Origin of the sequence: Streptomyces coeruleoprunus (assembly GCF_039542925.1) — a bacterium.
GTDB classification, from domain to species: domain Bacteria; phylum Actinomycetota; class Actinomycetes; order Streptomycetales; family Streptomycetaceae; genus Streptomyces; species Streptomyces coeruleoprunus.
The window spans coordinates 4,338,907-4,364,123 of record NZ_BAABIT010000001.1 but is presented as its reverse complement, the minus strand read 5'-3'; the positions used below and the strand labels follow the sequence as shown (position 1 = coordinate 4,364,123).

The window sequence follows — 25,217 nt, the reverse complement described above, 5'->3', positions numbered from 1 at the left end:
GGACAGCCCAGGCGGCCCGGACGGCCCCGGCCGCCCCGCCGGCCGGGGCCTCAGCCGAACTGCACCGAGCGCTTCGCCAGGCCCATCCAGAACCCGTCGATCACACTGCGCGCGCCGTCCAGTTCGCCCGCGGCGTCAGCGGCGCCCAGTGCGACGAAGAGCGGTGCGAAGTGCTCGGTGCGCGGGTGGGCGAGGAGGCCCGCGGGGGACTTGCGCGTGAAGTCCAGCAGCGCGTCGACGTCGGCGGTCGCGAGCGCCTCGCGGCCCCAGGCGTCGAACTCGGCCGACCAGCGGGGCACGCCCTCGTGCCGCAGCGCCGCCAGGTTGTGGGTGAAGAAGCCGCTGCCCACGATGAGGACGCCCTCGTCGCGCAGCGGCGCGAGCCTGCGGCCGATCTCCATGAGCCGGCGCGGGTCGAGCGTGGGCAGGGAGATCTGCAGCACCGGGACGTCGGCGTCGGGGTACATCTCGACGAGCGGCACGTACGCGCCGTGGTCGAGGCCCCGGTCGGGGATGTCCTGCACGGGCGTGCCGGGTGCGCGCAGCAGCTTCCGCACCGCCTCGGCCAGCGCGGGGGCGCCGGGCGCGGCGTACCGCACCTGGTAGTAGCGCTCGGGGAAGCCCCAGAAGTCGTACACCAGGGGCAGGGTCTCGGTGGCGCCGAGGGCCAGCGGGGCCTCCTCCCAGTGGGCGGAGACCATCAGGATCGCCGTCGGCCGGGGCAGGCCGGCGGCCCAGGCGGCGAGTTCGCCGGGCCAGACGGGGTCGTCGGCGAGCGGCGGGGCGCCGTGGGAGAGGTAGAGGGCGGGCATCCGCCCGGTGCTGGCGGTCATGGCGAGGTGCCATCCCCTCGGGAGGGGCTTCCCGCGGGAAGCCGGAGCGGAGCTACGGCGCGCGAGCCGGGGCGAGCACGCCGAAGCTTTAAGTTTCAATCTCCTTCCACTGTAAAGCGATCTTGTTGAAGTTTCAATGAGAAGTAGAGTGGATACATGAAGAGTGCACCCATTCCGGACGAGCCGCGCTGGCTCAGCGACCGGGAACAAGGCGTCTGGCGGACGTACCTGCAGGCCACCATGTTGCTGGAGGACCACCTCGACCGGCAGCTCCAGCGCGACGCCGGAATGCCGCACGTCTATTACGGGCTGCTCGTCCAGCTCTCCCAGGCGCCGCGCCGCCGGATGCGGATGACGGAGCTGGCGAAGAGCGCCAAGATCACCCGCTCCCGCCTCTCGCACGCCGTCGCCCGGCTGGAGAAGAACGGCTGGGTACGCCGCGAGGACTGCCCCTCGGACAAGCGCGGCCAGAACGCCTACCTCACGGACGAGGGCTTCGACGTCCTCCGGCGCAGCGCGCCGGGCCATGTCGCCGCCGTCCGCCAGGCGATCTTCGACCGCCTCAGCCCCGAGCAGGTCGACCAACTCGGCCGGATCATGCGCGTGATGGCCGACGGGCTGGAACCGTCCGACCCCAACGCGGACCTGCCCTGGCTCCGCTGACGCGTCCGGCTCCTCTCCCGCCCGGCCCGCCCCGCCGGCACGCGTCGTCCCGCGACGCGCGATCACCCCGCCGGCACGTCATCCCGCCGACGTACACGGCCCGTTGACGCACGCCGCCCCGCCCGCACCCGTGACCCCCTGGGCCATCGGCTCCCCGATGGCCCAACCCAAGTGGTACGCCGCTCACGCACCGCGAAGACTTCATGACAGAGCGTCTCGGCGCGCACCCCTCCCCCGGGTTGTTCCGCGCGCCCCTCCGGCGCGCTCTTCACACCCCTGCATGAAGAAAGGTGCCGACATGCCACAGTCAGGTCGTCCGGTGCTGCGTCCAGCCCGTGCGGGCATGGCCTCACTCGCCGCCGCGGCGGCCCTCCTCGCGGCCGGCCTGTCGCAGCCGGCGTCCGCGGCCCCACCGCCGTCCCCCGGCACGACAGCCCCGGAGCCCGCCGCGGACGCCGCCGCGGACGGCGGCACACCGAGCAGCGCCACCACGCTCTCCGAGGGGTGGAACAGCCCCTGGGGCATCGCGTTCCTGCCGGACGGACGCTCGGCGATGGTGACGGAACGGCTCACCTACCACGTCTACCGCGTCGACCGCGACGGCACGAAGAAGCGGGTCGGCGCGGTGCCGTACACGGAGGCCGGGCCCAACGACCACGGCGTCGGCGGCCTCCTGGGTGTCACTCCGTCACCGAGCTGGAACGGCACGACGGACCAGCGCGTGTACTTCATGCACACCACGAAGGACGAGACCCGCGTCGTGCGGATGAACTACGACGGCACGTCACTCAGCGGCTACACCACGGTGCTCGGAGGGATCAGGCGGGGCGGAGACCACAACGGCGGCAGGATCGCCTTCGGTCCCGACGGATACCTCTACGTCACGACCGGCGACGGGGGGAGGATGGACCTCGCCCAGGACAGGAACTCGCTCAACGGCAAGATCCTCCGGATCACCGAGACGGGCGCCCCCGCCCCCGGCAACCCGTTCGGCAACCGCGTCTACAGCTACGGCCACCGCAACCCGTACGGCCTGGCCTGGGACCGCAACGGCCGGCTGTGGTCGGTGGAGATCGGCGCGTCCGCGTGGGACGAGCTCAACCTGATCAAGCCCGGCGCGAATTACGGCTGGCCCACCTGCGAAGGCGCCTGCACGACCAAGGGCATGACCGACCCGAAGGAGACCTGGCGGCCGGCGCAGGCCGTGCCCTCCCAGATCACCGTCGTGCGCAACGTCATCTACATGTCGTCGCTCCTCGGCCAGCGGCTGTGGCGCATCCCGATCGACGGGGACAGCGAGCGGGTGGGCGAGAAGACCGCCTTCTTCACCGCCGAGTACGGCCGGCTGCGCGCCATCGCGAAGGTGCCCGGCCGGGACGAACTGTGGGTGGGCACCAGCAACAACGGATCCGCCAAGGACCGCATCCTCCGCGTGACCATCCGCTGACCCCACCGAGAGCCACCGATCCGGTAACCCCCACCGAAAGGCAGGTAAGACCGATGAACGACACCACGGACGAGAGGGAGCCGGCGGAGGAGACCGGCGCGGAGGAGCAGGAAGCCACCACCTGGCAGGCACCGGACCACAAGGTCGTCGAGACCTCGCTGGAAGTCACCGGCTACTCGCTCAACTCCCGTTAGCCTCCGCCATGCTGCTGCTGGTACTGGGCACCGCCGCCGGCGGCGGAGTCCCCCAGTGGAACTGCGCGTGCCCCGGCTGCTCCGGGGCACGCGCCCATCCTCACCGGCGCCGCCGTCACGCGTCGCTCGCCGTCCGGGCGGGCGAGGGCCGCTGGTACCTCGTCAACGCGACGCCCGACATCGGCGACCAGATCGAAGCCCGGCCCGAACTGCACCCGGGCCCCGGACCCCGCCGGACACCGGTCGCCGGAGTGATCCTCACCGACGCCGAACTCGACCACACACTGGGCATCGCGCGCCTGCGCGAGGCGGACGGCCTCCAGGTGGTCGCGACGGCCCCGGTCCGCCGGGCGCTCCAGGACCGTCTGCACCTCGGCGACGTCCTCACCCCGTACACCTCCATGACCTGGCGGGACCTGCCCCGGCGCGGCGCCGCGCCGCTGGACCGCGCCGACGCGACAGGCCCGTCCGGTGTGCGGATCAGCGGGATCCCGGTCTCCGGCAAGCGCCCGCGGTACGCCGCCGACGCCCCGGACGACGACGCCTGGGTCGTCGCCCTGCGCCTGTACGACCCGGCCTCCGGCGCCTCCGTGCTGTACGCGCCGGCGCTGGCCGACTGGCCGGACCGGTTCCAGCGGGCGGCCGAGGAGGCCGACTGCGTCATCGTGGACGGCACCTTCTGGGACGACGACGAGCCGCGCCGTACCGGCATCTCCCCCCGCACCGCCACCGGCATGGGGCACCTGCCCGTCGACGGACCGGACGGCACCGCCGAACGGCTCGCCCGCCTCTCCGCCCGGTGCCTCTACACCCACCTCAACAACACCAATCCCCTCGTCGACCCGGCCGCACCCCAGCACAAGCGGCTCGCCCGGCTGGGCATCGAGGTGGCACAGGACGGGATGGTGATCGAGCTGTGAGCACGGATGAGGCTGTGGCCTCACCCCGAACCGATCAGGCGGGGCGCACCGCCCTCGCCCCGCTCGCGGAGCCCTGGAGCCCCGCGGAGTTCGAGGCACGGCTGCGCGCGGTGGCGGAGGAGCGGTACCACGACCGCCATCCCTTCAACCTCCGGATGCACAGCGGCGCTCTCACCCCGGCCGAGCTCCGCCGCTGGATCGTCAACCGCTTCCACTACCAGCGCCACATCCCCGTCAAGGACGCCCTGATCACCGCCAAGCTGGACACCCCGGCGCTGCGCCGGATGTGGCTGCGCCGCATCCAGGACCACGACGGGCAGGAGGAGGGCGAGGGCGGCATCGAGCGCTGGCTGCGGCTCGGCGAGGCGGCCGGACTGGACCGCGGGAGCCTGCTCCGCGCCGAGGACGTGCTGCCGGGCGTCCGGCTGGCGGTCGACGGGTACGTCAACTTCTGCCGGCTGCGCCCGGCCCTCGAAGCGGTCGCCGCCTCGCTCACCGAGCTGTCCGCCCCGGACCTGATGCGCACGCGCATCGACGCCTTCGAACGCCACTACCCGTGGATCGAACCCGAGGGACTCGCCTACTTCCGCGCCCGGGTCTCCCAGGGCCGCCGCGACAGCCGCGAGGCACTCGACCTCGTGCTGGGCCGGGCGTCCACCCGGGACGACCAGGAGCGCGCGGTGGCGGCGCTGCGGTTCAAGTGCGACGTGCTGTGGTCGCTGCTCGACGCCGTCGACGGCGCGGGGCGCGGGGAGCGGACGTGACGGCGGCGGCACGCGGGGCGGAGGCCGACTGGCGGCCCGCCCTGGCCCCGGCCGTCGTGCGGCGGCACGACCGGGTGCGCGGCGCGGAGCTGCTGGTCCTGCCCGAACGGGTCGGCGTCCTGGCGGGCCGGGCCGGCACGGTCCTCGGCCTGTGCGACGGCACCCGCAGCGTGCGCGGGATCGTGGAGGAGCTGGCCGGCCGCTTCCCCGGCGCCCCCGTGGCCACCGACGTACCGCCCTTCCTCGCCCGCCTGCGCCGGGAGGGCTGGCTGCGATGACCACGCCGGACACCGCCACCGGAACCGGAACCGCCGTCGCCACCGCCCACGGCGCTCCGGCGACCGCGTCCGCCCGCCCCTGGGCCCTGCTGGCCGAACTCACCCATGCCTGCCCGCTCCACTGCGGGTACTGCTCCAACCCGCTGGAGCTGACGCGGCGGTCACGCGAGCTGACGACCGAGCAGTGGGCGGACGTCATGCGTCAGGCGGGCGAGTTCGGCGTCGTCCACACGCATCTCTCCGGTGGGGAGCCCCTGCTCCGCCCGGACCTGGAACACATCGTCGCCGCCGCCGAGACCGCCGGCGTCTACACCCAGCTGGTCACCAGCGGCTCCGGCCTCGACGAGGCCCGCCTGACGGCGCTGGCCGGCGCCGGGCTGCGCAGCGTCCAGCTGTCCGTCCAGCACGCCGACCCCCGCGCCTCCGACCGGATCGCCGGACGCCGTTCCTTCGCCGCGAAGGAGCGGGCCGCGCGGCTCGTACGGGCCGCCGGCCTGCCCCTCGGCCTCAACGTCGTCCTGCACCGCGAGAACCTCGACGCCATCGACGCCCTCGTCGAACTGGGGCTGTCCTGGGGCGTGGACCGCATCGAGCTGGCCAACGTCCAGTTCTACGGCTGGGGCCTGCTCAACCGCACCGCGCTGATCCCCACGCGGGACCAGCTCGCCCGTGCGCGGGACGCCGTCGAGCGGTGGCGGGAGCGGCTCTCCCCCCGCACTACGGACAGCCCGGCGGAAGGACCCGAACTGGTCTGGGTCGTACCCGACTACTTCGACGGCGCCGCCAAGCCGTGCATGGGCGGGTGGGGAGCGGTCTCGCTCACCGTCACCCCGGACGGCACCGTCCTGCCCTGCCCGGCAGCGGCCTCCCTGCCGGACCTGGACCCGCCGAACATCCGCGACCGTTCGCTGGCCTGGATCTGGGAGTCCTCCACGGCGTTCGGCCGCTACCGGGGGACCGATTGGATGGCCGACCCCTGCCGCAGTTGCTCCCGCCACGCGGAGGACTTCGGCGGCTGCCGCTGCCAGGCCTTCGCGCTCACCGGCGACGCGGCCCGTACGGACCCCGCGTGCCGGCTGTCGCCGGACCACGGGCTGATCCGGGCGCTGACCGACGACCAGGCGTCCTCAGGGGCCCGCGTCACACACCGGGCGCCCGGCCGGCGCGTCCCGTAGCCCCGACAGCGACGAGGACGCCCCGCCCGGCAACGTACGGTCGTACGTTGCCGGGCGGGGCTGTGTCGGCCACCTCGGTCGACCGGCCATCTGAGCCGGTCGGTCACCTGGGTCGACCGGTCACCTGGGTCGATCGGCCGACCGGTCAGTGGGCCAGTACCGGCACCTGCACCTGGTCCTCGTCGCCCGCCCCGTCCGACGACGCCTGCGGCGCGGCGGAGCCCGGGCGGCCCGTCGTGATGAGGGTCACCGCCAGCGCGGCGGCGACGGCCAGGATGCCGACCGCCCACCAGATCGCGGTGGTGTAGCCCTCCACCATCGCCCGCAGCTCCAGCACCCGCTGGGCCTGCGGCGAGGTGGCGCCCGCGGCGTGCGCGGCGACGTACGCGGTGGTGGCGGACGCGGCGATCGTGTTGAGCAGCGCGGTGCCGATGGCGCCGCCGACCTGCTGCGAGGTGTTCACCATCGCGGAGGCCACACCCGCGTCGCGCGGCTGCACACCGTGCGTCGCCAGCGACATCGCCGGCATGAACGCCGTACCCATGCCGAGTCCGAGGAGCAGCTGCGCGGGCAGGATGAGCCCGGCGTACGAGGAGTCGGTCTCCAGCTGCGTCAGCAGCAGCATGCCGATCGCGGCCGTGAGGAAGCCGGGGCCCATCAGCAGTCGCGGCGGGACCCGGGTCATGAGCCGGGTGCCGATCTGGGTGGAGCCGGTGATCATGCCGATGATCATCGGCAGGAAGGCGAAGCCGGTCTTCACCGGCGAGTAGCCCTTGACGATCTGCAGGTAGTACGTGAGGAAGAGGAACAACCCGAACATCGCGATGACCGCGAGCCCCAGAGACAGGTAGACCCCACCGCGGTTGCGCTCGGTCATGACCCTCAGCGGCAGCAGCGGGTGCTTCACGAACGCCTCGACGAGCACGAACCCGGCGAGCAGCGCCACCGAGATGGCGAACATGGCCAGCGTCCAGTCGTCGGTCCAGCCCGCCGACTCGGCGCGCGTGAAGCCGTAGACCAGCGCCACCAGGCCGAGCGTGGACAGGACGACACCGGGCACGTCCAGCGGGGAGGGGTTGCGGCCCTCGGCCGGCTCACGGACGACGAGGTACGCGCCGACGGCGGCGACCACCGCGAACGGGATGTTCACGTAGAACGTCCAGCGCCAGTCCAGGTACTCCGTCAGGAAGCCGCCGAGGATCAGGCCGACGGCGCCGCCGCCACCGGCGATAGCCCCGTAGATGCCGAACGCCTTGGCGCGCTCGCGGGCCTCGGTGAACATCACGGCGAGCAGCGAGAGCGCGGCGGGCGCGAGGAGCGCGCCGAAGGCGCCCTGGAGCGCGCGCGAACCGAGCAGCATCGCCTCACCGGTGGCCGCACCACCCAGCGCGGAGGCGGCGGCGAAGCCCAGCAGGCCGACGATGAACGTCCGCTTGCGGCCCCACAGGTCGGCGACGCGCCCGCCGAACAGCAGCAGTCCGCCGAAGGCGAGGGCGTACGCGGTGATGACCCACTGCCGGTTGCCGTCCGAGATGCCCAGGTCCTGCTGGGCGGAGGGCAGCGCGATGTTCACGATGGTCGCGTCGAGGACCACCATCAGCTGGGCGAGGGCTATGAAGACGAGCGCTTTCCAGCGGCTCGGATCGGGGGCGAGGGAGGGTGTTTCGGACATGGGGGCAGCCACCTAGCGGGTCGTCAGCGCGAAAGAGCAAGCAAGCGCGGTGCGTGAAAGCGGGCGTGAGGCGCGGTGTCGGGACGCGGTGTGTTGTTGCGGGCGGTGGGTGGAGGGAGGCGCGCGTCGTTCTCGGACACGCGGTCAGGTCACGGGCGGTCGTGCTTCCGCAGCGACTCCAGGGTCGCGGCGGAACCGGGCAGCTCGGAGCGCGCGGGCGCCTCCAGGCCGTCCAGCAGGAGCTGGAGGTGACGGTGGACGAACCGGTCGATGTCCAGGCACGCGGTGCCCGGCAGCGGCCGGGTGAGCTGGGAGAGCGCGACCATCAGGTCGCCGACGGCGACGTCGGGGCGCAGCCGTCCCGCCGCCTGCGCCCGGTCGAAGAGGCCCTGCACGGTCTCCTCCAACCGGTCGCGCGCGGCGAGCAGTTCGGGGTGCTCGCGGTCGAACGCCCCCGAGAGCATCGGGCACAGCGCGCCGAACCGCTCGTCGGCCGCCGCGTGCGTGAAGCGCCGTACCGCCGCGAAGGGGTCGGCCTCCTCGGCTGCGGCCTCCTCGGCCCGTGCCGTGACCCGGGCCATGACGGAGACGACGACCTCGTGGATCAGGGCGGTGCGGTCGGGGAAGTGCCGGTAGAGCGTGGCGTTGCCGACGCCGGCCCGGCGGGCGATCTCGTCGAGCGGCACCTCCGGGCCGAACTCGATGAACATCTCGCGGGCCGCCGTGACGATCCGCTCCCGGTTGCGCAGGGCGTCGGCGCGCGGACGGGCGCCGCGGCGCGTCGCACTGTCGCGCGTCCCGCTGAGGGGGGCGGTGCTGGTGCTCACCACGGCACTCCTTCCGTTTCCGGCCTTCCGGCCTTCTGGCCTTCCGAACCGGGGAGAGGTTCCCCGGTTGTCGATGACACCCATGCAAACGGGGAGACCGTCCCCGCTTATTTCACGCCACCACCGTGACCTGCATCACACCCATTGGTGACCGAAAACCCACGATCGGCCCACCCGGCGCGCGCCCTCCCCCACCCCGGCACAGGCTGAGCGCACGGAGCGCAGCCCGGATCCGGCCGGCTGCCGCCGACCGGAGGGCACGGGCATGCAGGAGCAGCGAACCCGCCGGCGAATACGCGGAACGATCGCGATCGGCGCCGTCACGACCCTGACCGTCGCGGCACTCGCCACGGCCAGCTCGACCCTCAACGGCACGGTCCCGGCCTCGACGGGTCCGGGCCCGACGGCGGGAGCGGCCGCCGCGCCCGACAGGTACGGCCTCGCGCCCTGCCGGATCAGGAACGCGACCGGGATCCAGATGTCCGAGGGCATACCCACCGCCCCCGGCTACGCGCGCTCGACCGGGCTGGTCCGGGCCCTGACCCTGATGATCGACTTTCCGGACGCGGAGGGGGAGGGCCACGCGATGCGGCGCTTCACCGAGTTCTTCCCGCAGACCTCCGCCTGGTTCCGCACCAGCTCGTACGGGCGGCTCATCTACCTCCCGGAGACCCCCGTGCCGGACTGGCTGCGGATGCCGCGGTCGTTCCGCGCGTACGGGATCGAGCGCGGCTCGCCGTACGAGCCGGGGTACCGGCAGCTCGTCGAGGACATCGTGAAGGCCGCCGACACACGGGTGGACTTCAGCGCGTACGACCTGGTCAACGTGCTGGTCACGCCCAACGCCGGGCCGTCGGCGCTGGACACGGTGCTGTCCGTGACGTTCTCGGGGAACGACGAGGCGCCCCTCGCGGACGGGGTGCCGCTCGCCAACACGTCCTTCGTCTACAGCCGCCAGGACGACGGCTCGGGCTCGTTCCACGAGACCGGGTACCGGGTGCTGCCGCACGAGAACGGCCACGTCTTCGGGCTGCCCGACCTGTACACCTCGCGGGGCGGCTCGGCCGTCGGGCACTGGGACATCATGTCCGAGGACTGGGGGGCCAACAACGACCTGCTGGGCTGGCACAAGTGGAAACTCGGCTGGCTCGACAACGACCAGGTCCGGTGCGTGGCGGGGCGCGGCACCCGCGACTACACGCTCACCCCGCTGGCCCGGCCGGGCGGCGGCACGAAGCTGGCTTTCATCCCGCTGAACCGGAGGTCCGGGTACGCCGTGGAGGTGCGCACCCAGGACGGCAACGACGAGGCCGTGTGCGAGCCGGGGGTCCTGATCTACCGGGTCCGGTCGCACGTGGACACCGGGCAGGGGCCGGTCACCGTGGTCGACAGCGAGCGCGACAGCGGCGGCTGCACCCGCAGCCCGAACGTCCACGCGGAACTGTCGGACGCCCCGTTCCGCCCTGGCCAGAGCTTCCTGGACCGCAGACACCGCGTCCGCATCACGATCCTGTCGGAACTCCCCACGGGCGCATACCGCGTACGCATCACCCGCGCGTGACTGAGGGCTCCGGGCCGACATCAGCCCCTCCGGCGTTTGAGGAGCGGGGGTTCGGGGGCAGAGCCCCCGATTCGGGAAGGGGCGGGGTGGGGAAAGAATCGCCGGACACGACCGAGGCCCCACGCACCACGACGGTGGGCGGGTCCGGTGGCGGCCCGGGGGTCACGTGCTCAGATTGGCTCGCTCGGGCCCAGGAGCGCGAAGCGTCCCAGCACCGCCAATCCTGCGCGCGCGACCCCCGGTCCACCCCCGTCCCGTGCGTGCGCGGCTCACCCCCGGCGGGGGGGGTGGGTGGGACCACCCGGCCGTGGGCGGCTCACCCCCGGCGGGGGTGCCCGCGTAGGCGGCTCACCCCCCGGTGGACTCAGCCGCGCAGCAGCGCCCGGAGCTCCGCCTTCAGCAGCTTGCCCGCGGCGTTGCGCGGCAGTGGCGCGTCCTGGATGCGCACGTGCGCCGGCACCTTGAAGGGCGCGAGCCCCGCGCCGACGTGGGTCCGCAGCTCCTCCGCCGTGACAGCCGCCCCACCCCGCAGCCGTACGACGCAGGCGACCTCCTCGCCCAGGACGGGATGGGGAACGCCCAGCACCGCGGCATCGGCCACCGCCGGATGCGCGTGCAGCGCCGCCTCCACCTCCGCGCTGTACACGTTCTCCCCACCCCGCACGACCACGTCCTTGACGCGGTCGACGACCGCGATCCGTCCGCCCTCCCGGACCACCGCGAGGTCCCCGGTCCGGAACCACCCGTCCGCCGTGAACGCCTCGGCAGTGGCGCCCTCGTCGCCCCAGTACCCGCGCACCAGGCTCTGCCCCCGCACCCACAGCTCGCCCACCTCGCCGTCCGGCAGGGCGCGCCCGTCGGGGCCGGCGACGCGGGTCTCGGTGACGGGGGTGGGCCGGCCCACGCAGCCGGGGTCGCGGCGGTAGGCGGCCCCGTAGTGGGCCAGCACTCCCCCGCACGTCTCGGTCAGGCCGTAGCCGTTGCGGGGCTCGACGCGCTCCCCGTACTCCGCGGTGAGCCGCCGCACGATCTCGGGCGGTGCGGCCGCCCCGCCGGTGTTGAAGTTCGTGAGGGTGTCCAGGCCCGCGCCGCCCGCCGCGTCGAGGAGCTGCAGCGCGGTGGCGGGGACGCCGGCGTAGTGGGTGACCCGGTGCCGTGCGATCAGCTCCAGGGCCCTGGTGGCGTCCCACTTCCGCATCAGGACGAGCGTGCCGCCGGCGGACATCACCCCGTAGACGGAGGTGAAGGCCGCGGCGTGGAAGAAGGGGAACGTCGTCAGGGACACGGGCGGCCGGCCCGTTCCGGGGATCGCGCCGCGCTCCAGCGCCGCCGCGGCCGCCTGGTACCGCGCGCCGACCGCCGCACCGGCCTGGGCGAGGTGCGTGGCGACGGCGCCCTTGGGCCGGCCGGTGGTGCCGGAGGTGTAGAGGATCGTGGCATCGTCCTCGGGCCGTACCTCGACGGGCGGCGGCCCGAGGAGCGGGTCCGCGCCCGCCCCGTCGTACGGCTCGAACCCCTCGGCGCCCTCGCCGTGGAAGACGATGCCGGGTACGCCGTGGCGCCGCGCCCAGTCCGCGACCCGCTCGACGCGCTCGTCGTCCACGAGGAGCACCTTCGGTGCGCAGTCGTCGAGGGCGTGGGCGCACTCGGTGGGCGTCCACCAGGCGTTGAGCGGGACGGCGACGAGCCCGGCGAGCTGGGTGGCCCAGAAGGCGATCTGCCACTCGGGGTGGTTGCGGCCCGCGACCACGGCCCGGTCACCGGGCCGCAGCCCGTACTCGTCGACGAGCCGGCGCGCGAGCGCACAGGCCGCGGCGAAGAACGCGCGGTACGTGTACGTGGTGCCGTCCTCGCCGATCAGGAAGGGCCGCTCGCCGTGCGCCCAGGTGGCCTCGACGAACTCGCGCAGCGTGCGCGGGCCGCTCGCGTACTGGAGGCGGCCGTCCTCTCCGCGTACGACGGCGAAGGGCGCGCCGGGCGCGGTGAGGGCTGCCTCGGCCTGGGCGGTGGTGTGGTGGTGCGGCACGGTCGGACGCTACAGGAGCCGGCGCGGGCGGCCGGGGCCGGGCTCAGGGGGCGGGACGGGGCGGGCTTCAGGGGGCGGGGTGGGGCGGCCGGTTCGGGCATGGCAGATTGCCGACGACGTGGGCGGTTCCCTCCGCATGGCACCGCCCCTGACGCTCCCCGGCAGGAATCGAGGCGATGACGATGACGATCGAGTGGCGCTACACCACCCAGGAGGGCCTCGGCATCCTCTCCCTGGCCGGCTTCCTCGGCGCCGACGCCGTGAACCGCTTCACCGGCGCGGTCGGCTGGGTCGTGGCCCGCGGCTCCGGACCCGTGATCCTCGACCTGACGGAGCTGCGCGGCTGGTCGGTGAGCGGCCGGCTGGCCGTCGCCCAGGCGTGCCGCCGCCTGGAGGCGGAGGGCCGGAGGCCGGAACTGGCCGCGCTCCCGGCCGACGGCTCCGCCGACCCGGAGGGCACCCTCCTGTCCGACGGCGCCCTCGGCCCGGACGGCTCCCGGCCGGAGGTCACGGTCCACCACGACCTGACGGCCGCGCTCGCCGCGCACCGGGAGGTCGACCCGGCGGCGGAGATCCGCGAGTGGCGCACGACGGCCTGGCCGGGTGCCTGACGCTCGACCCCGGGACGTCCGGAACGACGGCCGTCCGTCTCGTCCTCCCACGGGGGCGGACGGTCTCGTACCGCCTCACCCCCTCCCCGCGCTTCACTTCTCGCTCACACACCACACAATCCCCACACCACTGATCGATCGGCGACAACCGAAATCCCTTGACCCGCGAAAGCGCCTTCATGAACGATCACTAGCGACCAACTCAGGCCGTTCTACGGCCACTTGACACTGAGGGGGAAACGAAGTGTCCAAGCTCAAGTTCGTCGCCGGAGCGGTGCTCGCCACCGGACTCCTGCTTCCCACCGCCACCGCGATCGCGGCCACCGCCAAGGGCGGAGGCGCCACTGCCTGGTCTCCCGCCAAGAACGACTCGGGCATCATCGCGATCAAGGACGGCAGCAACGACGGTGACCCGGCCAAGGCCGAGTACTACCGTCAGGCCAGCGCCGGCACCAAGCGGACGCTGTGGAACCACAGCGGCCCGAACACCACCGTGTACTCCGGTGACGGCTCCAAGGTCATCAAGTTCAAGGCCTGTGACGAGAACGACTGGGACGGGGACGACTGCTCCGGCTGGGTCGCTCCCTGATCTGCGTTCTCCGACGAGTCTCTGACGAGTTCTGAGAGTTCTGAAGAGTTCTGACGACCTCTGACCAAGGTCGCCTCCGCCGGGCCAGCCGCTCCATGGCTGGCCCGGCGGTCATGTTTTCCGGACCTGGAACGAACATTGGGGGAGCGAACGATGGTGACAGCCGGGAAGCCGGCCGGTCCTCAGGTGGCCGAGCCGCGCACGGGCGCCGACCCGGAGGGGGAGGCGGCATGAGCATCGACACCGACACCCGGAGGACACCCGGCGAGGAGGCCCCGGCCACCCCTGCCGCCCCGGAGGGCCCCTGGCGCCGGCTGCGTTTCTGGGCCCTGTGCGCGGCGGCGGCAGCCGTCGCCGTAGTCGCCCTGGGGGCCGTCGCCGCCGTCGCCACGCACGACGGGCGCGAGGCGCGGAACGAGGCACGGGGACCGGTGATCACCGAACGCCCGCAGGAGGCCGTGGCGCTGTGGCGGGAGGCGGTCGACGCGGTCGGTGACGTCCCGCACACCGTGATCTACCTCCACCCGCTGAAGCCCGGTGCCCAGCCGCCGCCCGGCCTGCCCCGCTGGCCGGCCCCCGGGGAGGCCGTGCTCTCCCCGGAACTGGCCGAGCAGGGGCGCCAGGACGGGATCACCGACCGGTACGGCCGCTTCGCGGGCACCATCGACGGCTCGGGGCTCATGGCGCCCTCGGAGCGCTTCGCGTACGTCAGGACCGCGCAGGCGCCCGACCTCGGCGACGGGCAACCGTGGATGTACGTCCGGGGGTTCGGCGAGACGTACCCGATGGGCGAGGCGCTGTACGCACGCCCGCTCAGCCGGGTGCTGCTGGGTCTGGGCGTGCTGACCGGCGTACCGGCACTGGTGCTGCTGGTGGTCGCCGCCCGCGTGCGCACGCGGGGCGACGGGCTCCGCTTCCCGGAAGGGCCGTGGCACCGGCGCGTCCTCCTGGCCGTACGCGAGGCGGCCCTGCCCGTCGCGGCCGGGACGGCCCTGGCGCTGCTCCCCTGGCTCGCGGCCGTGTCCACGGACATCGCGCTTCCTCCCACCGGGTATGCGCTCAACAGCGCGGACCTGGGCGGGGCCTGGCCCCTGGCCGGACTCGCGCTGCTCCTGTCCTTCGCGCTCACCCTGGCCGTGGCGGCCGTGGCGGCCGTCGCCCGGAGCCTCCGCGCCGACGGAGAGGAGCCCGTCGCCGCACCGCTGCCCGCGCCGGTGCCGCGTTGGCGATTGATCGGCTGCGGTGCGGGGGTCGCGGCCATCGCGGTCAGCCAGTACCTGACGGGCGACGCCGCCCCGGCGGTCTTCCTCGGCGGCACGGTCGTGATGTGGGTGATGCTGCCGTCGGTCGTGGTCCTGGCGGCGCGCAAGCTGGGCGATGCGCTGGCCGCCCGGGGCTCCGGCGCCGGCCGCGCGGGGCAGCGGACCGCGGGGCGCTGGACGGCCGCGCACCCCGGCCCGGCGGTCCGGCTGACCACCTTCCTGGTCGTGGGGCTCGGGCTGATCTCCCTGCTCCAGGTGCTGAACGGCGACACCGGCGACAAGGCGGCGGCCGCGCGCTCCACGGAGGCCCGTATCGGGCAGAGCGTGCTCAGTGTGCAGAGCCGTGAGATGACCCCGGCGATCATCGCGTCGTTCACCCGGAGCCTCCCGGCGGGCTCCCACGTACTGGCCCTGAACACGGCTGCCGGACAGCAGGAGTCGCTCCTCCAGGGCTCGTGCGCCGCCCTGCGGTCCCTGCGCCTCGACTGCCCCGCCACGCCGCGGACGGCCACGGGCGGCGACCGGCGCTTCTGGGAGATCCGCAACTGGTACGGCCCCACGATCAGCGTCCAGGCCGCCGCGAACGGCCTGCGGACCGACAAGCTGCGCGGCTCCCTCATCGTCCTCACCGGCTCGCCCGGCGGGCGGGCCGAGGTGGAGCGAGCGGCCTACGCGCTGCTGCCGGCGGTGAACGTGGAGACCTTCGGCGAGACCTGGCTGGTCGGCGCCGCGACGAAGGAACGGCAGAACAACTGGGTGCTGCTGTTCGGCTCCCTCGGGCTCGCGCTCCTGCTGCTGGCGGGCGGGGTGAGCGCGGCGGCCGAGTTCGCCCGCCACTACCGGGGAAGACTGACGGACCGTCACAAAGACACACACTCCCTCGCCTTCTGGTACCTGACGGTCCCGCTGGTCGCCGCCACGGTCCTGGCGGTGGCCGTGACGGCCTGGCACGCGGTGTTCTTCATCGCGCTGCTACAGGGCGGCGGCTTCTCCTCGACCGCGCTCGCCGCCACGGTGGGCGGGGGCGCCCTGGTGGCGTGGATGGTGGGACACCTGAGCGGCCGGGCCGCGACCCGACTGACGTCGTAACGGCACGGCGGGGGCGAGGGGCCCCCGACAAACCCTGATTCGAGCGATGCCAACATAGACGGACATCGAAATCAGGGGGGTTCTCATGGAGCACGTGGACGTCGCGGTGGTCGGCGGGGGCCAGGCGGGGCTGGCGACCGCCCACGCCCTGCTGCGGCGGGGGCTGCGGCCGGTGGTCCTGGAGGCGTCCGGCCGGGCGGCCGGGTCGTGGCCGTACTACTACGACAGCCTCACCCTGTTCTCGCCGGCGCGGTTCTGCTCGCTGCCGGGGATGCCGTTCCCCGGCGACCCGGACCACTATCCGCACCGGGACGAGGTGGCGGCGTACCTCACGGCGTACGCCGCACGCCTCGACGCCGAGGTCCGTACGCACAGCCGCGTCACGGCGGTCCGCCCCGACGGCCCGGGCTTCACGGTGGAGCTGCGGGGCGGCGACCGGCTCGCGGCGCGGGCGGTGGTCGCGGCGTCGGGGACGTTCGGCAGCCCCCACCGACCGGTACTGCCCGGCCTCGACGCCTTCACGGGAACGGTCCTGCACTCCGCCGAGTACCGCAGCCCGGCGCCCTTCGCCGGGCAGCGGGTCGTGGTCGTGGGCGCGGGCAACTCCGCCGTACAGATCGCCGCCGAACTGGCGACGGTGGCCCGTGCGACGCTCGCCTCCCGCAAGCCGGTCCGGCTGGCCCGCCAGTTCCACCTCGGCCGGGACCTGCACGTCTGGCTCACCCGTACGGGCCTCGACACGGCGCCGTTCGGGCTGTTCCTGCGCAACCCGCCGAGCCAGCCGGTCATCGACGACGGCCGCTACCGCGCGGCGCTCGCGAAGGGGGCGCCGGACCGGCGCAGGCTGTTCACCGCGACCGAGGACCGCACGGTGACCTGGCCGGACGGCACCACGGAGGAGGTCGACACGATCGTGCTGGCCACCGGCTTCCGCCCCGACCTGCCGTACCTGGCGGACCTGCCGGCACTGAACCCGACAACCGGCCGCCCGGCCCACCGAGCAGGCATCTCCCTCCTCCACCCGGGCCTGGCGTTCACCGGCCTGGAGTGGCAGCGCAGCCTGTCCTCCAACGCCCTGCGCGGCATCGGCCGCGACGCGGCACACGTGGCGAGCCGCTTGGCAGCACACATGGCCTGACCCGGTCCGGAGCGGCCTCGCCCCCGCCCCCATGGGCCCACCCGCATCCGCTACCCTGTCTGAGACCGCCTCCAGGGGCGGTCCCAGGCCTCCGTAGCTCAGGGGATAGAGCACCGCTCTCCTAAAGCGGGTGTCGCAGGTTCGAATCCTGCCGGGGGCACCAGCTCAAAGGGCAGGTACGAAGATCCGTACCTGCCCTTTGACATCTACAGCTGACATCAACGGCGGCGGTCACTCACGGCCGGGCCGCCTTCTCAGCAGCCGGTGCATGCTGATCGCCTCACGTTGCGTGCTGGCTGTGGCCGAGGATCGACGTCCGCCCAGCGCGGCCCGACCAGCTCGCCCCGCAGCCCCGCGCCTTCGTCCTGGGCGGCTCGACGAGGGAGGCCACACTGCGGGAGAGCAGCTCCTCACAGCAGGCGGCGGTGAGGGCGGTCCGCAGGACCCGGTGTGACTCCTTGGCCGTGGCGGCCGTGGTCTTCTTTTCCATCTGGACGAGGAACCGTCGGACGTCGGCGACGCCGAGGGACTCCAGACGCTTGGAGCCGATCACCGGGACGAGGCAGAGGCGGACGTGCGATTCATGCTTGTCGTACGTGCCGAGAGTGCGGCGCGGCGGCTTGACGAAGGTGTCGAGCCAGTACGGCAGCCACTCGGACAGCTGGCCGAGCGGGTGGGCACCAGGATGCCGCTGTCGACCTTGTCGAGGAGCGCGCGGCGCTTGGCGTCGCACTCCTCCCAGGTCCTGCCGCAGGTGAACTTGCACGCGCGGGTCCCGTCCTGCTGGGGGACGTAGCAGTCCTTCCTTCCCACTTGACCTCAAGTGAAGTAGAGGTTTTACCGTCGGGAGCGTCCTAGTGATCAATTGGAGGGGGCCCGCGTGGACATCAAGGAGTATTCGGCGGAGGACGTGGCCGGGCAGCCCATCGGGTGGTGGAGTTCTGAGGCCGGGCGGCGGGTTGTCGCGGGGCTTCGGGAGGCGCTGGGCGTGGAGGGGCTCGGGCAGGCTCACTGGTGGACGCTCAACCATGTGGCCGCCGCGCCCGGTACGTGGGGGCGGGAGGCGCTCGTCGAGCGGCTCGCGTCGTACGACGATCTCGGGACCGACTTCGGTGGCGTCTTCGACGACCTCGTGGGGCGGGGGTGGATGACGGAGGAGGACGGTCTCCTCACTTTGACCCCCGAGGGTGAGGCCGCGCGGCTGCGGGCTCGTGAGCGGAACCTTCGGGTTCATGAGCGGGCGCACGAGGGGATCGACGAGGGGGATTTCGTCACCGCCATCAATGTCTTGCGGCGCATCGTCGCGAACATGGGCGGCAACGGCGATCTGCCGCCCCGCTGATCAGGGGCAGGGTGTGCCCCTGGGGAGGCTGTACGGGGACCCCAGGTGGTACACGCCCGGCTCGGGGGCCACGAGTTCCGTCCACTCGTCGCCCTCCGCGGTACGCGTCGCCGGGCGCAGGCAGCCCCGGCCGCCGGTTCCGTCCAGCTTGGTGCCCTTGTCGTCCACCAGCGAGAGCCACGGGGAGTACGGGACGCGGATCAGGACCTTGCCCGGTCGGGAGACGTGGAGCTTCATGGCGTTCGCGGACGTGCGAGTCGTCGTCGCCGGAGTCGCCAGTGGCGTCGGCTTCTCGACCGCGAACAGGCGCCAGTTGGCGTCCGACCACACCTCCTTCAGGTACGGCAGGCCCGCCTTGACCAGCCGCGTCTCCTCCTGGGCGCCCGTGTCGGGCGTGCCTCCCGTCGGGAGGACCACCCAGTGGACCGCCCACCGGTCCAGCCACTGCCGGTAGTTCTCGGCGTTCAGGGACTTGTCGTAGAAGAGCGGGTTGCGATCCAGGTCGGCCTGGCGGTTCCAGCCCCGCGCGAGGTTGACGTACGGCGCCAGTGCCGACGCCTCGCGGTGGCTGCGCGCCGGGACGACCTCGACCCGCGCCCCCTCCGCCCCGCGCCGCTTCAGCTGGTCGACGAGCGGTGCCGCGTCGTGCGCCCACGACGCCTGCGGAGCCGTACGCACCACGTCGTCCACGCTCTTGAAGCCGACCCAGCCGGTGAGCACCAACAAGGAGACGAGGACCGCCTGCCGGCGGACGCCTCGGCGCGCCGCGTACGGCAGCGCCGCCATCAGCACCACCCCCGCGAACAGCATCGGCAGCCGCGTCACATTGGAGCCGACCTGCGAGTCGACCAGCCACGTCAGCAGGGTCCCCGCCGCGTACACCGCGCCCGCCACCCGGACCGTCCGCCACTCCGCCGGCACCAGCACCACCGCCAGCACCCCGAACACGAACGGCAGCACCACCGTCCCGAACGACATCGGCTGCGTGCCCGCGAACGGGAACAGCCACGCCGACAGGCCCACCACCACGACCGGCGGCAGCCCCAGCGCGAACGCCGCCGCCCGCCGCCCCGTCAGGAACAGCGCCGCCGCCACCACACCGAGGAACAGCCCCGCCACCGGACTCGCCGCCGTCGCCAGCGCCGACAGCAGCCCGGCCACCACGCCCCGCACCGCGCGCCGCCCACGCCACCGCTCCGGCAGGCAGAAGACCGTCGCCGCCGCCCCCAGCGCCACCATCAGGCCCAGCCCGAACGTCACACGCCCCGACAGCGCGTTGCACACGAACGCGAACACCGCCGCCAGCGCGCACGCCATCGGATTGCGCACCGCCGGCAGCCGCACCAGGATCAGCGCCGTCAGCGCCGCCGACACGGTCCCGGCGACCATCATCGTCGTCCGCACCCCGAGCAGCGCCATCACATACGGCGACACCACGCTGTACGACACGGGGTGCATCCCGCCGTACCAGGCCAGGTTGTACGCCGAGTCGGGGTGCCGCCCCACGAACTCCGCCCACGCGTCCTGCGCCGCCAGGTCCCCGCCGCTGTTCGCCACCGCCACGAACCACACGACGTGCAGCAGCGCGGCCAGCACCGTCGCCACCGTGACCGGAGTGACTGGCATGACTGGCGTGATTGGCGTGACCAAGCGCCGCATCCGTACGCCCCCCTCGTCCCTCACCGTCGCTCTGCCGTTCGCCTTGCCGTGCGCCTTGCCGTGCGGCCTCGGACGCTAACACGCGGAAGCGCCCCGGCAGTCGAACCACCGGGGCGCTCCCCTCGTGTGCCGCGTCAGGCGATGCGCGTGAGCTTCGCCCCGAAGCCCGGCTCCTCCAGGTTCCGCTCGAGCGCGACCGGCACGCTCACCTTGCCCCCACCGGAACCGACCGACAGCTCGCCCACGACCGTGCCCTCCGCCGCCGTGCCCGGCACCCGCTTGCCGCCGTCCGTCAGCTTCAGCTCGACCTTCAGACCCGCCCAGCCGAGCGGCTTGAGGTCCTGGGTCGCGACCAGCGGCGTCCGGCCGCCCAGCCCGTCGTCCACGTACCCGACGACGTCGCCCTTCTTCACGACGGTCGCCGACGTGACACCCTCCTGCGCCGCCTTGATGAGGCCGAGGCTGTACGTCTTGACCGCCAGGTCCAGCTTCTCGCGCACCGTCGTGGCGTTCTGCGCGCCCATCGCGATGCCGACGATCCTCCGGTACTCGCCGTCGATCTTCGTGTACGCGGCCCACAGCAGATTGCCACCGGCCGGCGTGGACGAGCCCGTCTTGATACCGCCGACTCCGCCCTCGGAGAGGATCGCGTTGCCGTTGAACATCTTCGGCACGCCGGGAAGCGTGAGGTCGGGCAGGTTGACGATCTCGCGGAACGGCTTGAACTGCATGACCGCCTTCGCCAGCTTCAGCTGGTCCATCGGCGTCGACACGGTCGTCTTCTCGAAACCGCTCGGGTCCGTGTACGTCGTGTTCGTCATGCCGAGGTCCTTGGCGGCGTCGTTCATCTTCTTGAGGAACGCCTCCTCGGTCCCGGCGTCCCAGCGCGCCAGCAGATGCGCCACGTTGTTCGCCGAGGGGATCATCAGCATCTGGAGCATCTGCCCCTCGGTGAACTTCTGCCCCTTCTTGACGTGCGCCACGGACCAGTCCGGATTGTGGGACTGCTCCTCCGTCAGCTGGTCCACCTCGATCAGCGGACCGCCGTTCATGTCCTTGATCGGGTGGTTCTTGAGGATCACGTACGCCGTCATCGTCTTGGCGACACTCGCCGTCGGGGCGGGCTTCTGCGCCCCGTACGTACCGATGACGCCGACGCCCTCGACCTCGACCGCGCCCTGGCCGTCGTTCGGCCACGGCATCTTCAGCTGTCCGCCCTCGAAGGTGTACGTCGCCTCGACGGACATCGCGAGCTTCGGCTCCGGAAGCGGCCGCAGCACCTGCGCGGTCGCAAAGATGATCGCCAGCAGCAGGACCAGCGGCGTCCAGATCTTGATACGCCTGACCAGCGTACGGACCGGTGTCTCCGGCGGAGGCGGCGTGTTCGTCAGCTCGGCCAGCAGGTCGAGCGGCGGCCGCGGCGGCATCGGCTGCTGCTTGGTCCGCTCGGCCTCGGTCAGCGACGGCGGGGTGACCGCGGGCGCGGGCGCCGTCACGGCGGCGGACGCGGGGGCCGGGGCGGGCGCGGGGACGGTGGTACGGGCCGCCGGGCGCACGTCGTCGGCCCGCAGGGGCACGAACGTGCTCGTACGCTCCGAGTCGGACCCGGAGTCGGACTCCGGGCCCGCGTTGGAGTCGGAGTCGGACGATACGGGCTCGGGCTTGGGCTTGGGTTCGGCGGCGGGGGCTGCCTTCTCCTGGGTCGCGGACTTCGGCTGCGGCTTGGCGCCGGTCTCGGGCTTGGCCTCCGCCTTCGGCTCGGGCTTCGACTCCGACTCCGCCTTCGCGTCGACCTCCGGCTCGGCCTCCACCTTCTCCTCGGCGTTGGGCTCGGCCTCCGCCTCCGCAACCTCCGCAGAGTCGGAGTCGGAGTCCGAGTCGGCCTCGGCGCCGGCCTCGGCGTCCGCGTCCGGCTCCGACGTCGACTCCGCCTCGTCCGTGTCCGTAGCCGTGGCCCACTTCGGCGCGGCCTTCTCGGCCTTGCCGGCCTTGCCGTCCTCGTCGACCTTGCCAGCCTTGTCGGCCTTTTCCGCTTCGTCCGTCTTGTCGGCCACGCCAGTCGACGCGCCCGCGCCGGACTTGGGCACGACGGCCTTGAACACCGCCGTCGGCTGGTCGACAGCCCCCTGGCGCTCCGGGCGCCTCTGGACGGCACTGAAGACCGCCGTGGGCTGGTCCACGGGCGCGGCGGCGGCCGGAACGGAGGGCTTCCCTTCCGAGTTGGCGGGCGTTTCGTGCGATTCGTCCGGCTTGTCCGCATCCTTGGGAGGCGTGAACGCCTTGAAGACCGCGGTCGGCTGGTCGACGGTCACCGGCTTCGCACCGGCCTTCCCGTCCCCGTCCGACGACGGAGCGTCACCGAAGGCGGCAAGCCTCGGATCCCGCCCGGCCGGAGCCTTCCCCCCCGGCGACTTCCGCTGCTCCGACTTGTCGGGGGACTCGCCCGCCACCGTGCCTCCTCAACCAATGCGTTGTCCGAACCATGTACCAGTGTCCTGTGTGAGCCCTTGGCTCCCGTGCAAGACGAGAACGACATACCTGCCGGTTCCCGTACGAAGCGCACAGGCGCTCTCGACAGATGAATGTGAGAGGGGTCACCCTGTCATTCATCCACGCGGGGAGGCATGGATGGGCAGGAGCCGCAGAACACTTCCGGAGGAGCTTCTGCTGCTCGCTCTGGACCCGGCCACGGGTACCACAGCGCAGCCGCAGTCGCTCGACCTCGGCCTCGCCGGAGCACAGCTAGTGGAGCTGGCTCTGGCAGGACGGATAGCCCCAGACGGGGATCGTATCGCCGTGGTGATGCCACGGCCGACCGGAGATCCGACATTGGACTCCGCACTGGAGCTGCTGCGCAGGCGCGGCAGTCCGGTACGGGCCGTCCACTGGATCGGCGGGCCCCGACTGGGGCTCCGCCAGACGTATCTCTCGCATCTGGAACGGTGCGGCATGGTGCATGCCGTCGAGGGCCAGATGTGCGGGGTGCTGCCGACGACTCGCTACCAGGCGACGGACACGGCGATCAGCCGGGAGATCAGGGCCCGGCTGGATTCGGCGATCCGCACCGGCGTACCGCCGGACCCGCGGACCGCGGCGCTCGCCGCACTGGCCCACGCGGTCGGGCTCGGCAAGCACCTCTACCCCGGTAACGAGGGGCGTTCGTCGCGCTCCCGGCTCCGGGATCTGATCAGGCACGACCCCATGGGCGGCCTCGTGGCGCACGCCGTGATGGACGTCCAGAACGGAGTGGCCGCACAGCCGCGCCGTTCACCCGCCCCGGGCGGCGCCGGCCGGCAGGCCGCCGCGGTACCGGTGCGGTCCCAGGCGCGCCCCGGGTCCATGGCCCGCGTCGCCGCGCACTGAACAGCGCACTGAACAGCGCACCGAGCGACGCCCGGAGCGACGCAGCACAGCGCGCATCACGCAGCGCAGCACCACCGCACCACCTCGCACATCCGCACGTCCGCCGCACCGGCGTCCCCGAAGACCCGGTCCGGGAGCCGCAGGAGCGCGCGGGACGGCCCCCTGGGCGGTCCCGCGCGTTCGCGGATGCTCACACGTGTGGCAATTCTCCAGCGCCGTCGGCCCTTTGGTGGCAGTCTGCTGAGCAGTAGATACGCAGAGCAACGCCAGCAACAGTCAGGCAGCCGGAGGTGCAGTTCCCGTGGCGTCCAATGTCAATCCCACCGTGAGGCGACGCAGACTGGGTCAGGAGCTCCGCCGGCTGCGCGAACTCAAAGGCATGACGGCGGAAGAGGTGGCCGAGCGGCTGCTGGTCTCCCAGTCGAAGATCAGCCGGCTGGAGAACGGCCGTCGTTCCATCAGCCAGCGCGACGTCCGCGACCTGTGCGGGGTGTACGAGGTCGAGGACCACCGCATCGTCGACTCGCTGATGCAGATGGCCAAGGATTCGCGTCAGCAAGGCTGGTGGCACGCGTTCGGCGACATCCCGTACAGCGTCTACATCGGCCTGGAGACCGACGCCGCCTCGCTGCGGGTGTACGAGCCGCAGATCGTGCCGGGACTGCTGCAGACCCGGCAGTACGCGGAAGCGCTGATCACCGGGGCGCTGCCGGAGACCTCGCCGGCCGACATCGAGAAACGCGTCAACGTCCGTACGCGCCGCCAGGAGCGCATCAAGGACGCCGAACAGCCGCTGCGGCTCTGGGCGGTGATCGACGAGTCGGCGCTGCGCCGGGTCGTGGGCTCCAAGCAGCTCATGGTGGAGCAGCTGGAATCGCTGATCGAGCAGTCCCATCTGCCGCATGTGACGGTGCAGGTGCTGCCGTTCGACATGGGCGCGCATCCGGGGATCAGCGGGCATTACGCGATCCTGGAGTTCCCCGACGCGACGGATTCGTCCGTCGTCCATATCGAGGGCGTCACGAGCGACCTCTATCTGGAGAAGCCGAACGACGTGCAGCGCTACAGCGTGATGTACGAGCATCTGCGCGCCCAGGCGCTGAACGTGGAACAGACCCGGCAGTTCATCGCAGAAGTGGCCAAGGACCACGCCGGTCGCTGACCCGGCCCCCGCTGGTCATGTTGTGGGGGTTTTCCGGAATTGACCGATCCGCCGTAGAGGAAGCCGGCACGGTACACCCCGGCCGGCTCCCAGCGGAAGACCGCCCGTGAATATGCCATCCGGTCGAGTGAACGCCTGTCCCGCCCACGGATGCCGGCGAGTAGCGTCGATCACGCCAGCCTGAAGGTTGGCGCGACTCCTACCAGCCAGAACCGGAGCGTAGAACATGGCCATTATTCAGGGTGCCACGGACACTTGGACCAAGTCCTCTTATTCCGGGGGGAACGGCGCATGCGTCGAGGTCAAGTCCCCCGTCGTCGCGGCGATCGCCGTCCGCGACTCGAAGGTTCCCGCGGGCCCGTCCCTCACGTTCGTGTCCGACGCCTGGAACGCGTTCGTCCGGGAAGTGACCACGGGCTCCCTCTGAGCCCTGCCCTCCCCCCGCACCACCGAAGAGCCCTCTCGACTGGTCCGCCGTCCCGGCCGAGGGGGCTCGGCTCTTTGTCGTTTCTTTCCGCTCCTTTGCGTACGTGCCGGTCGACTTACCCACCGGTACTTGCCAGTGTGGGTGCGGGCGCACCGCCCGACCCGGCCTCCCCGGCCCCCTCCTCCCCTGCCCAGCCTGCCTCCCCCTCCCACGAC

Annotated in this window: 22 protein-coding genes, 1 tRNA gene and 1 pseudogene; 17 read left to right on the top strand and 7 right to left on the bottom strand. The window is 72.6% G+C overall.

Annotated features, from left to right (window positions below; all coding sequences use genetic code 11):
• Positions 1–50 precede the first annotated feature (50 nt).
• On the bottom strand, positions 51–812 hold the full coding sequence (locus ABEB09_RS19530; RefSeq protein ID WP_345693996.1) for a dioxygenase family protein: 762 nt from the start codon (positions 810–812) through the stop codon (positions 51–53).
• Between the two features lie 177 nt (positions 813–989).
• Here ABEB09_RS19530 and ABEB09_RS19525 point away from each other — a divergent pair, with 177 nt between their 5' ends.
• The 7 genes from ABEB09_RS19525 (at position 990) to pqqE (ending at position 6,274) form a co-directional block, all read left to right on the top strand.
• Positions 990–1,496 (top strand): MarR family winged helix-turn-helix transcriptional regulator, encoded by a 507-nt coding sequence (locus ABEB09_RS19525; protein WP_345691210.1) that lies wholly within the window; start codon positions 990–992, stop codon positions 1,494–1,496.
• Positions 1,497–1,839: 343 nt separating this feature from the next.
• A complete protein-coding gene (locus tag ABEB09_RS19520; RefSeq protein WP_345691209.1) occupies positions 1,840–2,943 on the top strand; it encodes a PQQ-dependent sugar dehydrogenase in 1,104 nt (367 codons plus the stop codon).
• Between the two features lie 53 nt (positions 2,944–2,996).
• A complete protein-coding gene (locus tag ABEB09_RS19515) occupies positions 2,997–3,137 on the top strand; it encodes a pyrroloquinoline quinone precursor peptide PqqA (protein ID WP_345691208.1) in 141 nt (46 codons plus the stop codon).
• A gap of 8 nt (positions 3,138–3,145) precedes the next feature.
• Positions 3,146–4,057 (top strand): pyrroloquinoline quinone biosynthesis protein PqqB, encoded by a 912-nt coding sequence (gene pqqB / locus ABEB09_RS19510; RefSeq protein WP_345691207.1) that lies wholly within the window; start codon positions 3,146–3,148, stop codon positions 4,055–4,057.
• A gap of 101 nt (positions 4,058–4,158) precedes the next feature.
• The gene (pqqC, locus tag ABEB09_RS19505; protein WP_345693995.1) at positions 4,159–4,821 is read left to right on the top strand and encodes a pyrroloquinoline-quinone synthase PqqC; all 663 of its coding nucleotides are present in this window, start codon (positions 4,159–4,161) and stop codon (positions 4,819–4,821) included.
• Entirely contained in the window at positions 4,818–5,099 is a 282-nt protein-coding gene (pqqD, locus tag ABEB09_RS19500) for a pyrroloquinoline quinone biosynthesis peptide chaperone PqqD (RefSeq protein ID WP_345691206.1), read from the top strand. Before pqqC ends, pqqD begins: the two co-directional genes overlap by 4 nt.
• Positions 5,096–6,274, top strand: coding sequence for a pyrroloquinoline quinone biosynthesis protein PqqE (pqqE, locus tag ABEB09_RS19495; RefSeq protein WP_345691205.1), 1,179 nt, complete (start codon positions 5,096–5,098; stop codon positions 6,272–6,274). Before pqqD ends, pqqE begins: the two co-directional genes overlap by 4 nt.
• Positions 6,275–6,419: 145 nt before the next feature.
• Here pqqE and ABEB09_RS19490 read toward each other — a convergent pair whose 3' ends face one another.
• The gene (locus ABEB09_RS19490) at positions 6,420–7,946 is read right to left on the bottom strand and encodes an MFS transporter (RefSeq protein WP_345691204.1); all 1,527 of its coding nucleotides are present in this window, start codon (positions 7,944–7,946) and stop codon (positions 6,420–6,422) included.
• Positions 7,947–8,095: 149 nt separating this feature from the next.
• Positions 8,096–8,773 (bottom strand): TetR/AcrR family transcriptional regulator, encoded by a 678-nt coding sequence (locus ABEB09_RS19485; protein ID WP_345691203.1) that lies wholly within the window; start codon positions 8,771–8,773, stop codon positions 8,096–8,098.
• Between the two features lie 265 nt (positions 8,774–9,038).
• Between ABEB09_RS19485 and ABEB09_RS19480 the strand changes: the two genes are divergently transcribed.
• The gene (locus ABEB09_RS19480; protein WP_345691202.1) at positions 9,039–10,334 is read left to right on the top strand and encodes a M6 family metalloprotease domain-containing protein; all 1,296 of its coding nucleotides are present in this window, start codon (positions 9,039–9,041) and stop codon (positions 10,332–10,334) included.
• Between the two features lie 364 nt (positions 10,335–10,698).
• Here ABEB09_RS19480 and ABEB09_RS19475 read toward each other — a convergent pair whose 3' ends face one another.
• Positions 10,699–12,360, bottom strand: a complete 1,662-nt coding sequence (locus tag ABEB09_RS19475; RefSeq protein WP_345691201.1) for a class I adenylate-forming enzyme family protein — start codon at positions 12,358–12,360, stop codon at positions 10,699–10,701.
• 176 nt (positions 12,361–12,536) lie between these two features.
• Between ABEB09_RS19475 and ABEB09_RS19470 the strand changes: the two genes are divergently transcribed.
• From ABEB09_RS19470 to ABEB09_RS19450, 5 genes are all read left to right on the top strand, one after another.
• Positions 12,537–12,971: an STAS domain-containing protein gene (locus ABEB09_RS19470; RefSeq protein ID WP_345691200.1), complete on the top strand. Its 435-nt coding sequence runs from the start codon at positions 12,537–12,539 to the stop codon at positions 12,969–12,971.
• A gap of 244 nt (positions 12,972–13,215) precedes the next feature.
• Positions 13,216–13,560 carry a hypothetical protein gene (locus ABEB09_RS19465; RefSeq protein ID WP_345691199.1) on the top strand — a complete coding sequence of 115 codons (345 nt, stop codon included), beginning with the start codon at positions 13,216–13,218 and terminating at the stop codon, positions 13,558–13,560.
• A gap of 230 nt (positions 13,561–13,790) precedes the next feature.
• Positions 13,791–15,911, top strand: coding sequence for a permease (locus ABEB09_RS19460; protein ID WP_345691198.1), 2,121 nt, complete (start codon positions 13,791–13,793; stop codon positions 15,909–15,911).
• An 85-nt stretch (positions 15,912–15,996) separates the two neighbouring features.
• Positions 15,997–17,049: a flavin-containing monooxygenase gene (locus ABEB09_RS19455; protein WP_345691197.1), complete on the top strand. Its 1,053-nt coding sequence runs from the start codon at positions 15,997–15,999 to the stop codon at positions 17,047–17,049.
• 87 nt (positions 17,050–17,136) lie between these two features.
• Positions 17,137–17,212, top strand: a tRNA-Arg gene (locus ABEB09_RS19450).
• A gap of 189 nt (positions 17,213–17,401) precedes the next feature.
• Here ABEB09_RS19450 and ABEB09_RS19445 read toward each other — a convergent pair.
• Positions 17,402–17,862 (bottom strand): annotated as a pseudogene (locus tag ABEB09_RS19445) (site-specific integrase); the annotation flags it as partial.
• 67 nt (positions 17,863–17,929) lie between these two features.
• On the opposite strand from ABEB09_RS19445, the gene ABEB09_RS19440 reads away from it, so the two are divergent.
• Positions 17,930–18,391: a MarR family transcriptional regulator gene (locus ABEB09_RS19440; protein ID WP_345691196.1), complete on the top strand. Its 462-nt coding sequence runs from the start codon at positions 17,930–17,932 to the stop codon at positions 18,389–18,391.
• On the opposite strand, the gene ABEB09_RS19435 is transcribed toward ABEB09_RS19440, so the two are convergent.
• Positions 18,392–20,017, bottom strand: coding sequence for a fused MFS transporter/spermidine synthase family protein (locus tag ABEB09_RS19435; protein ID WP_345691195.1), 1,626 nt, complete (start codon positions 20,015–20,017; stop codon positions 18,392–18,394).
• Between the two features lie 167 nt (positions 20,018–20,184).
• Positions 20,185–22,500, bottom strand: a complete 2,316-nt coding sequence (locus tag ABEB09_RS19430) for a D-alanyl-D-alanine carboxypeptidase (RefSeq protein ID WP_345691194.1) — start codon at positions 22,498–22,500, stop codon at positions 20,185–20,187.
• A gap of 178 nt (positions 22,501–22,678) precedes the next feature.
• Between ABEB09_RS19430 and ABEB09_RS19425 the strand changes: the two genes are divergently transcribed.
• The 3 genes from ABEB09_RS19425 to ABEB09_RS19415 all read left to right on the top strand — a co-directional run bounded on the left by ABEB09_RS19425 (position 22,679) and on the right by ABEB09_RS19415 (position 25,002).
• Positions 22,679–23,413, top strand: coding sequence for a GOLPH3/VPS74 family protein (locus ABEB09_RS19425; protein ID WP_345691193.1), 735 nt, complete (start codon positions 22,679–22,681; stop codon positions 23,411–23,413).
• Between the two features lie 301 nt (positions 23,414–23,714).
• Positions 23,715–24,575, top strand: a complete 861-nt coding sequence (locus ABEB09_RS19420) for a helix-turn-helix domain-containing protein (protein ID WP_345691192.1) — start codon at positions 23,715–23,717, stop codon at positions 24,573–24,575.
• A 226-nt stretch (positions 24,576–24,801) separates the two neighbouring features.
• The gene (locus ABEB09_RS19415; protein WP_345691191.1) at positions 24,802–25,002 is read left to right on the top strand and encodes a DUF397 domain-containing protein; all 201 of its coding nucleotides are present in this window, start codon (positions 24,802–24,804) and stop codon (positions 25,000–25,002) included.
• Positions 25,003–25,217: the final 215 nt, after the last annotated feature.

Bases quoted from the DNA above. Each gene is read 5' to 3' on its own strand.
- ABEB09_RS19515 (WP_345691208.1), top strand. From the start codon at position 2,997: ATGAACGACACCACGGACGAGAGGGAGCCGGCGGAGGAGACCGGCGCG.
- ABEB09_RS19455 (WP_345691197.1), top strand. From the start codon at position 15,997: ATGGAGCACGTGGACGTCGCGGTGGTCGGCGGGGGCCAGGCGGGGCTG.
- ABEB09_RS19525 (WP_345691210.1), top strand. From the start codon at position 990: ATGAAGAGTGCACCCATTCCGGACGAGCCGCGCTGGCTCAGCGACCGG.
- ABEB09_RS19425 (WP_345691193.1), top strand. From the start codon at position 22,679: ATGGGCAGGAGCCGCAGAACACTTCCGGAGGAGCTTCTGCTGCTCGCT.
- ABEB09_RS19415 (WP_345691191.1), top strand. From the start codon at position 24,802: ATGGCCATTATTCAGGGTGCCACGGACACTTGGACCAAGTCCTCTTAT.
- ABEB09_RS19470 (WP_345691200.1), top strand. From the start codon at position 12,537: ATGACGATGACGATCGAGTGGCGCTACACCACCCAGGAGGGCCTCGGC.
- ABEB09_RS19460 (WP_345691198.1), top strand. From the start codon at position 13,791: ATGAGCATCGACACCGACACCCGGAGGACACCCGGCGAGGAGGCCCCG.
- pqqB (WP_345691207.1), top strand. From the start codon at position 3,146: ATGCTGCTGCTGGTACTGGGCACCGCCGCCGGCGGCGGAGTCCCCCAG.
- ABEB09_RS19490 (WP_345691204.1), bottom strand. From the start codon at position 7,946: ATGTCCGAAACACCCTCCCTCGCCCCCGATCCGAGCCGCTGGAAAGCG.
- ABEB09_RS19435 (WP_345691195.1), bottom strand. From the start codon at position 20,017: ATGCCAGTCACTCCGGTCACGGTGGCGACGGTGCTGGCCGCGCTGCTG.
- ABEB09_RS19480 (WP_345691202.1), top strand. From the start codon at position 9,039: ATGCAGGAGCAGCGAACCCGCCGGCGAATACGCGGAACGATCGCGATC.
- ABEB09_RS19520 (WP_345691209.1), top strand. From the start codon at position 1,840: ATGGCCTCACTCGCCGCCGCGGCGGCCCTCCTCGCGGCCGGCCTGTCG.
- ABEB09_RS19530 (WP_345693996.1), bottom strand. From the start codon at position 812: ATGCCCGCCCTCTACCTCTCCCACGGCGCCCCGCCGCTCGCCGACGAC.
- pqqE (WP_345691205.1), top strand. From the start codon at position 5,096: ATGACCACGCCGGACACCGCCACCGGAACCGGAACCGCCGTCGCCACC.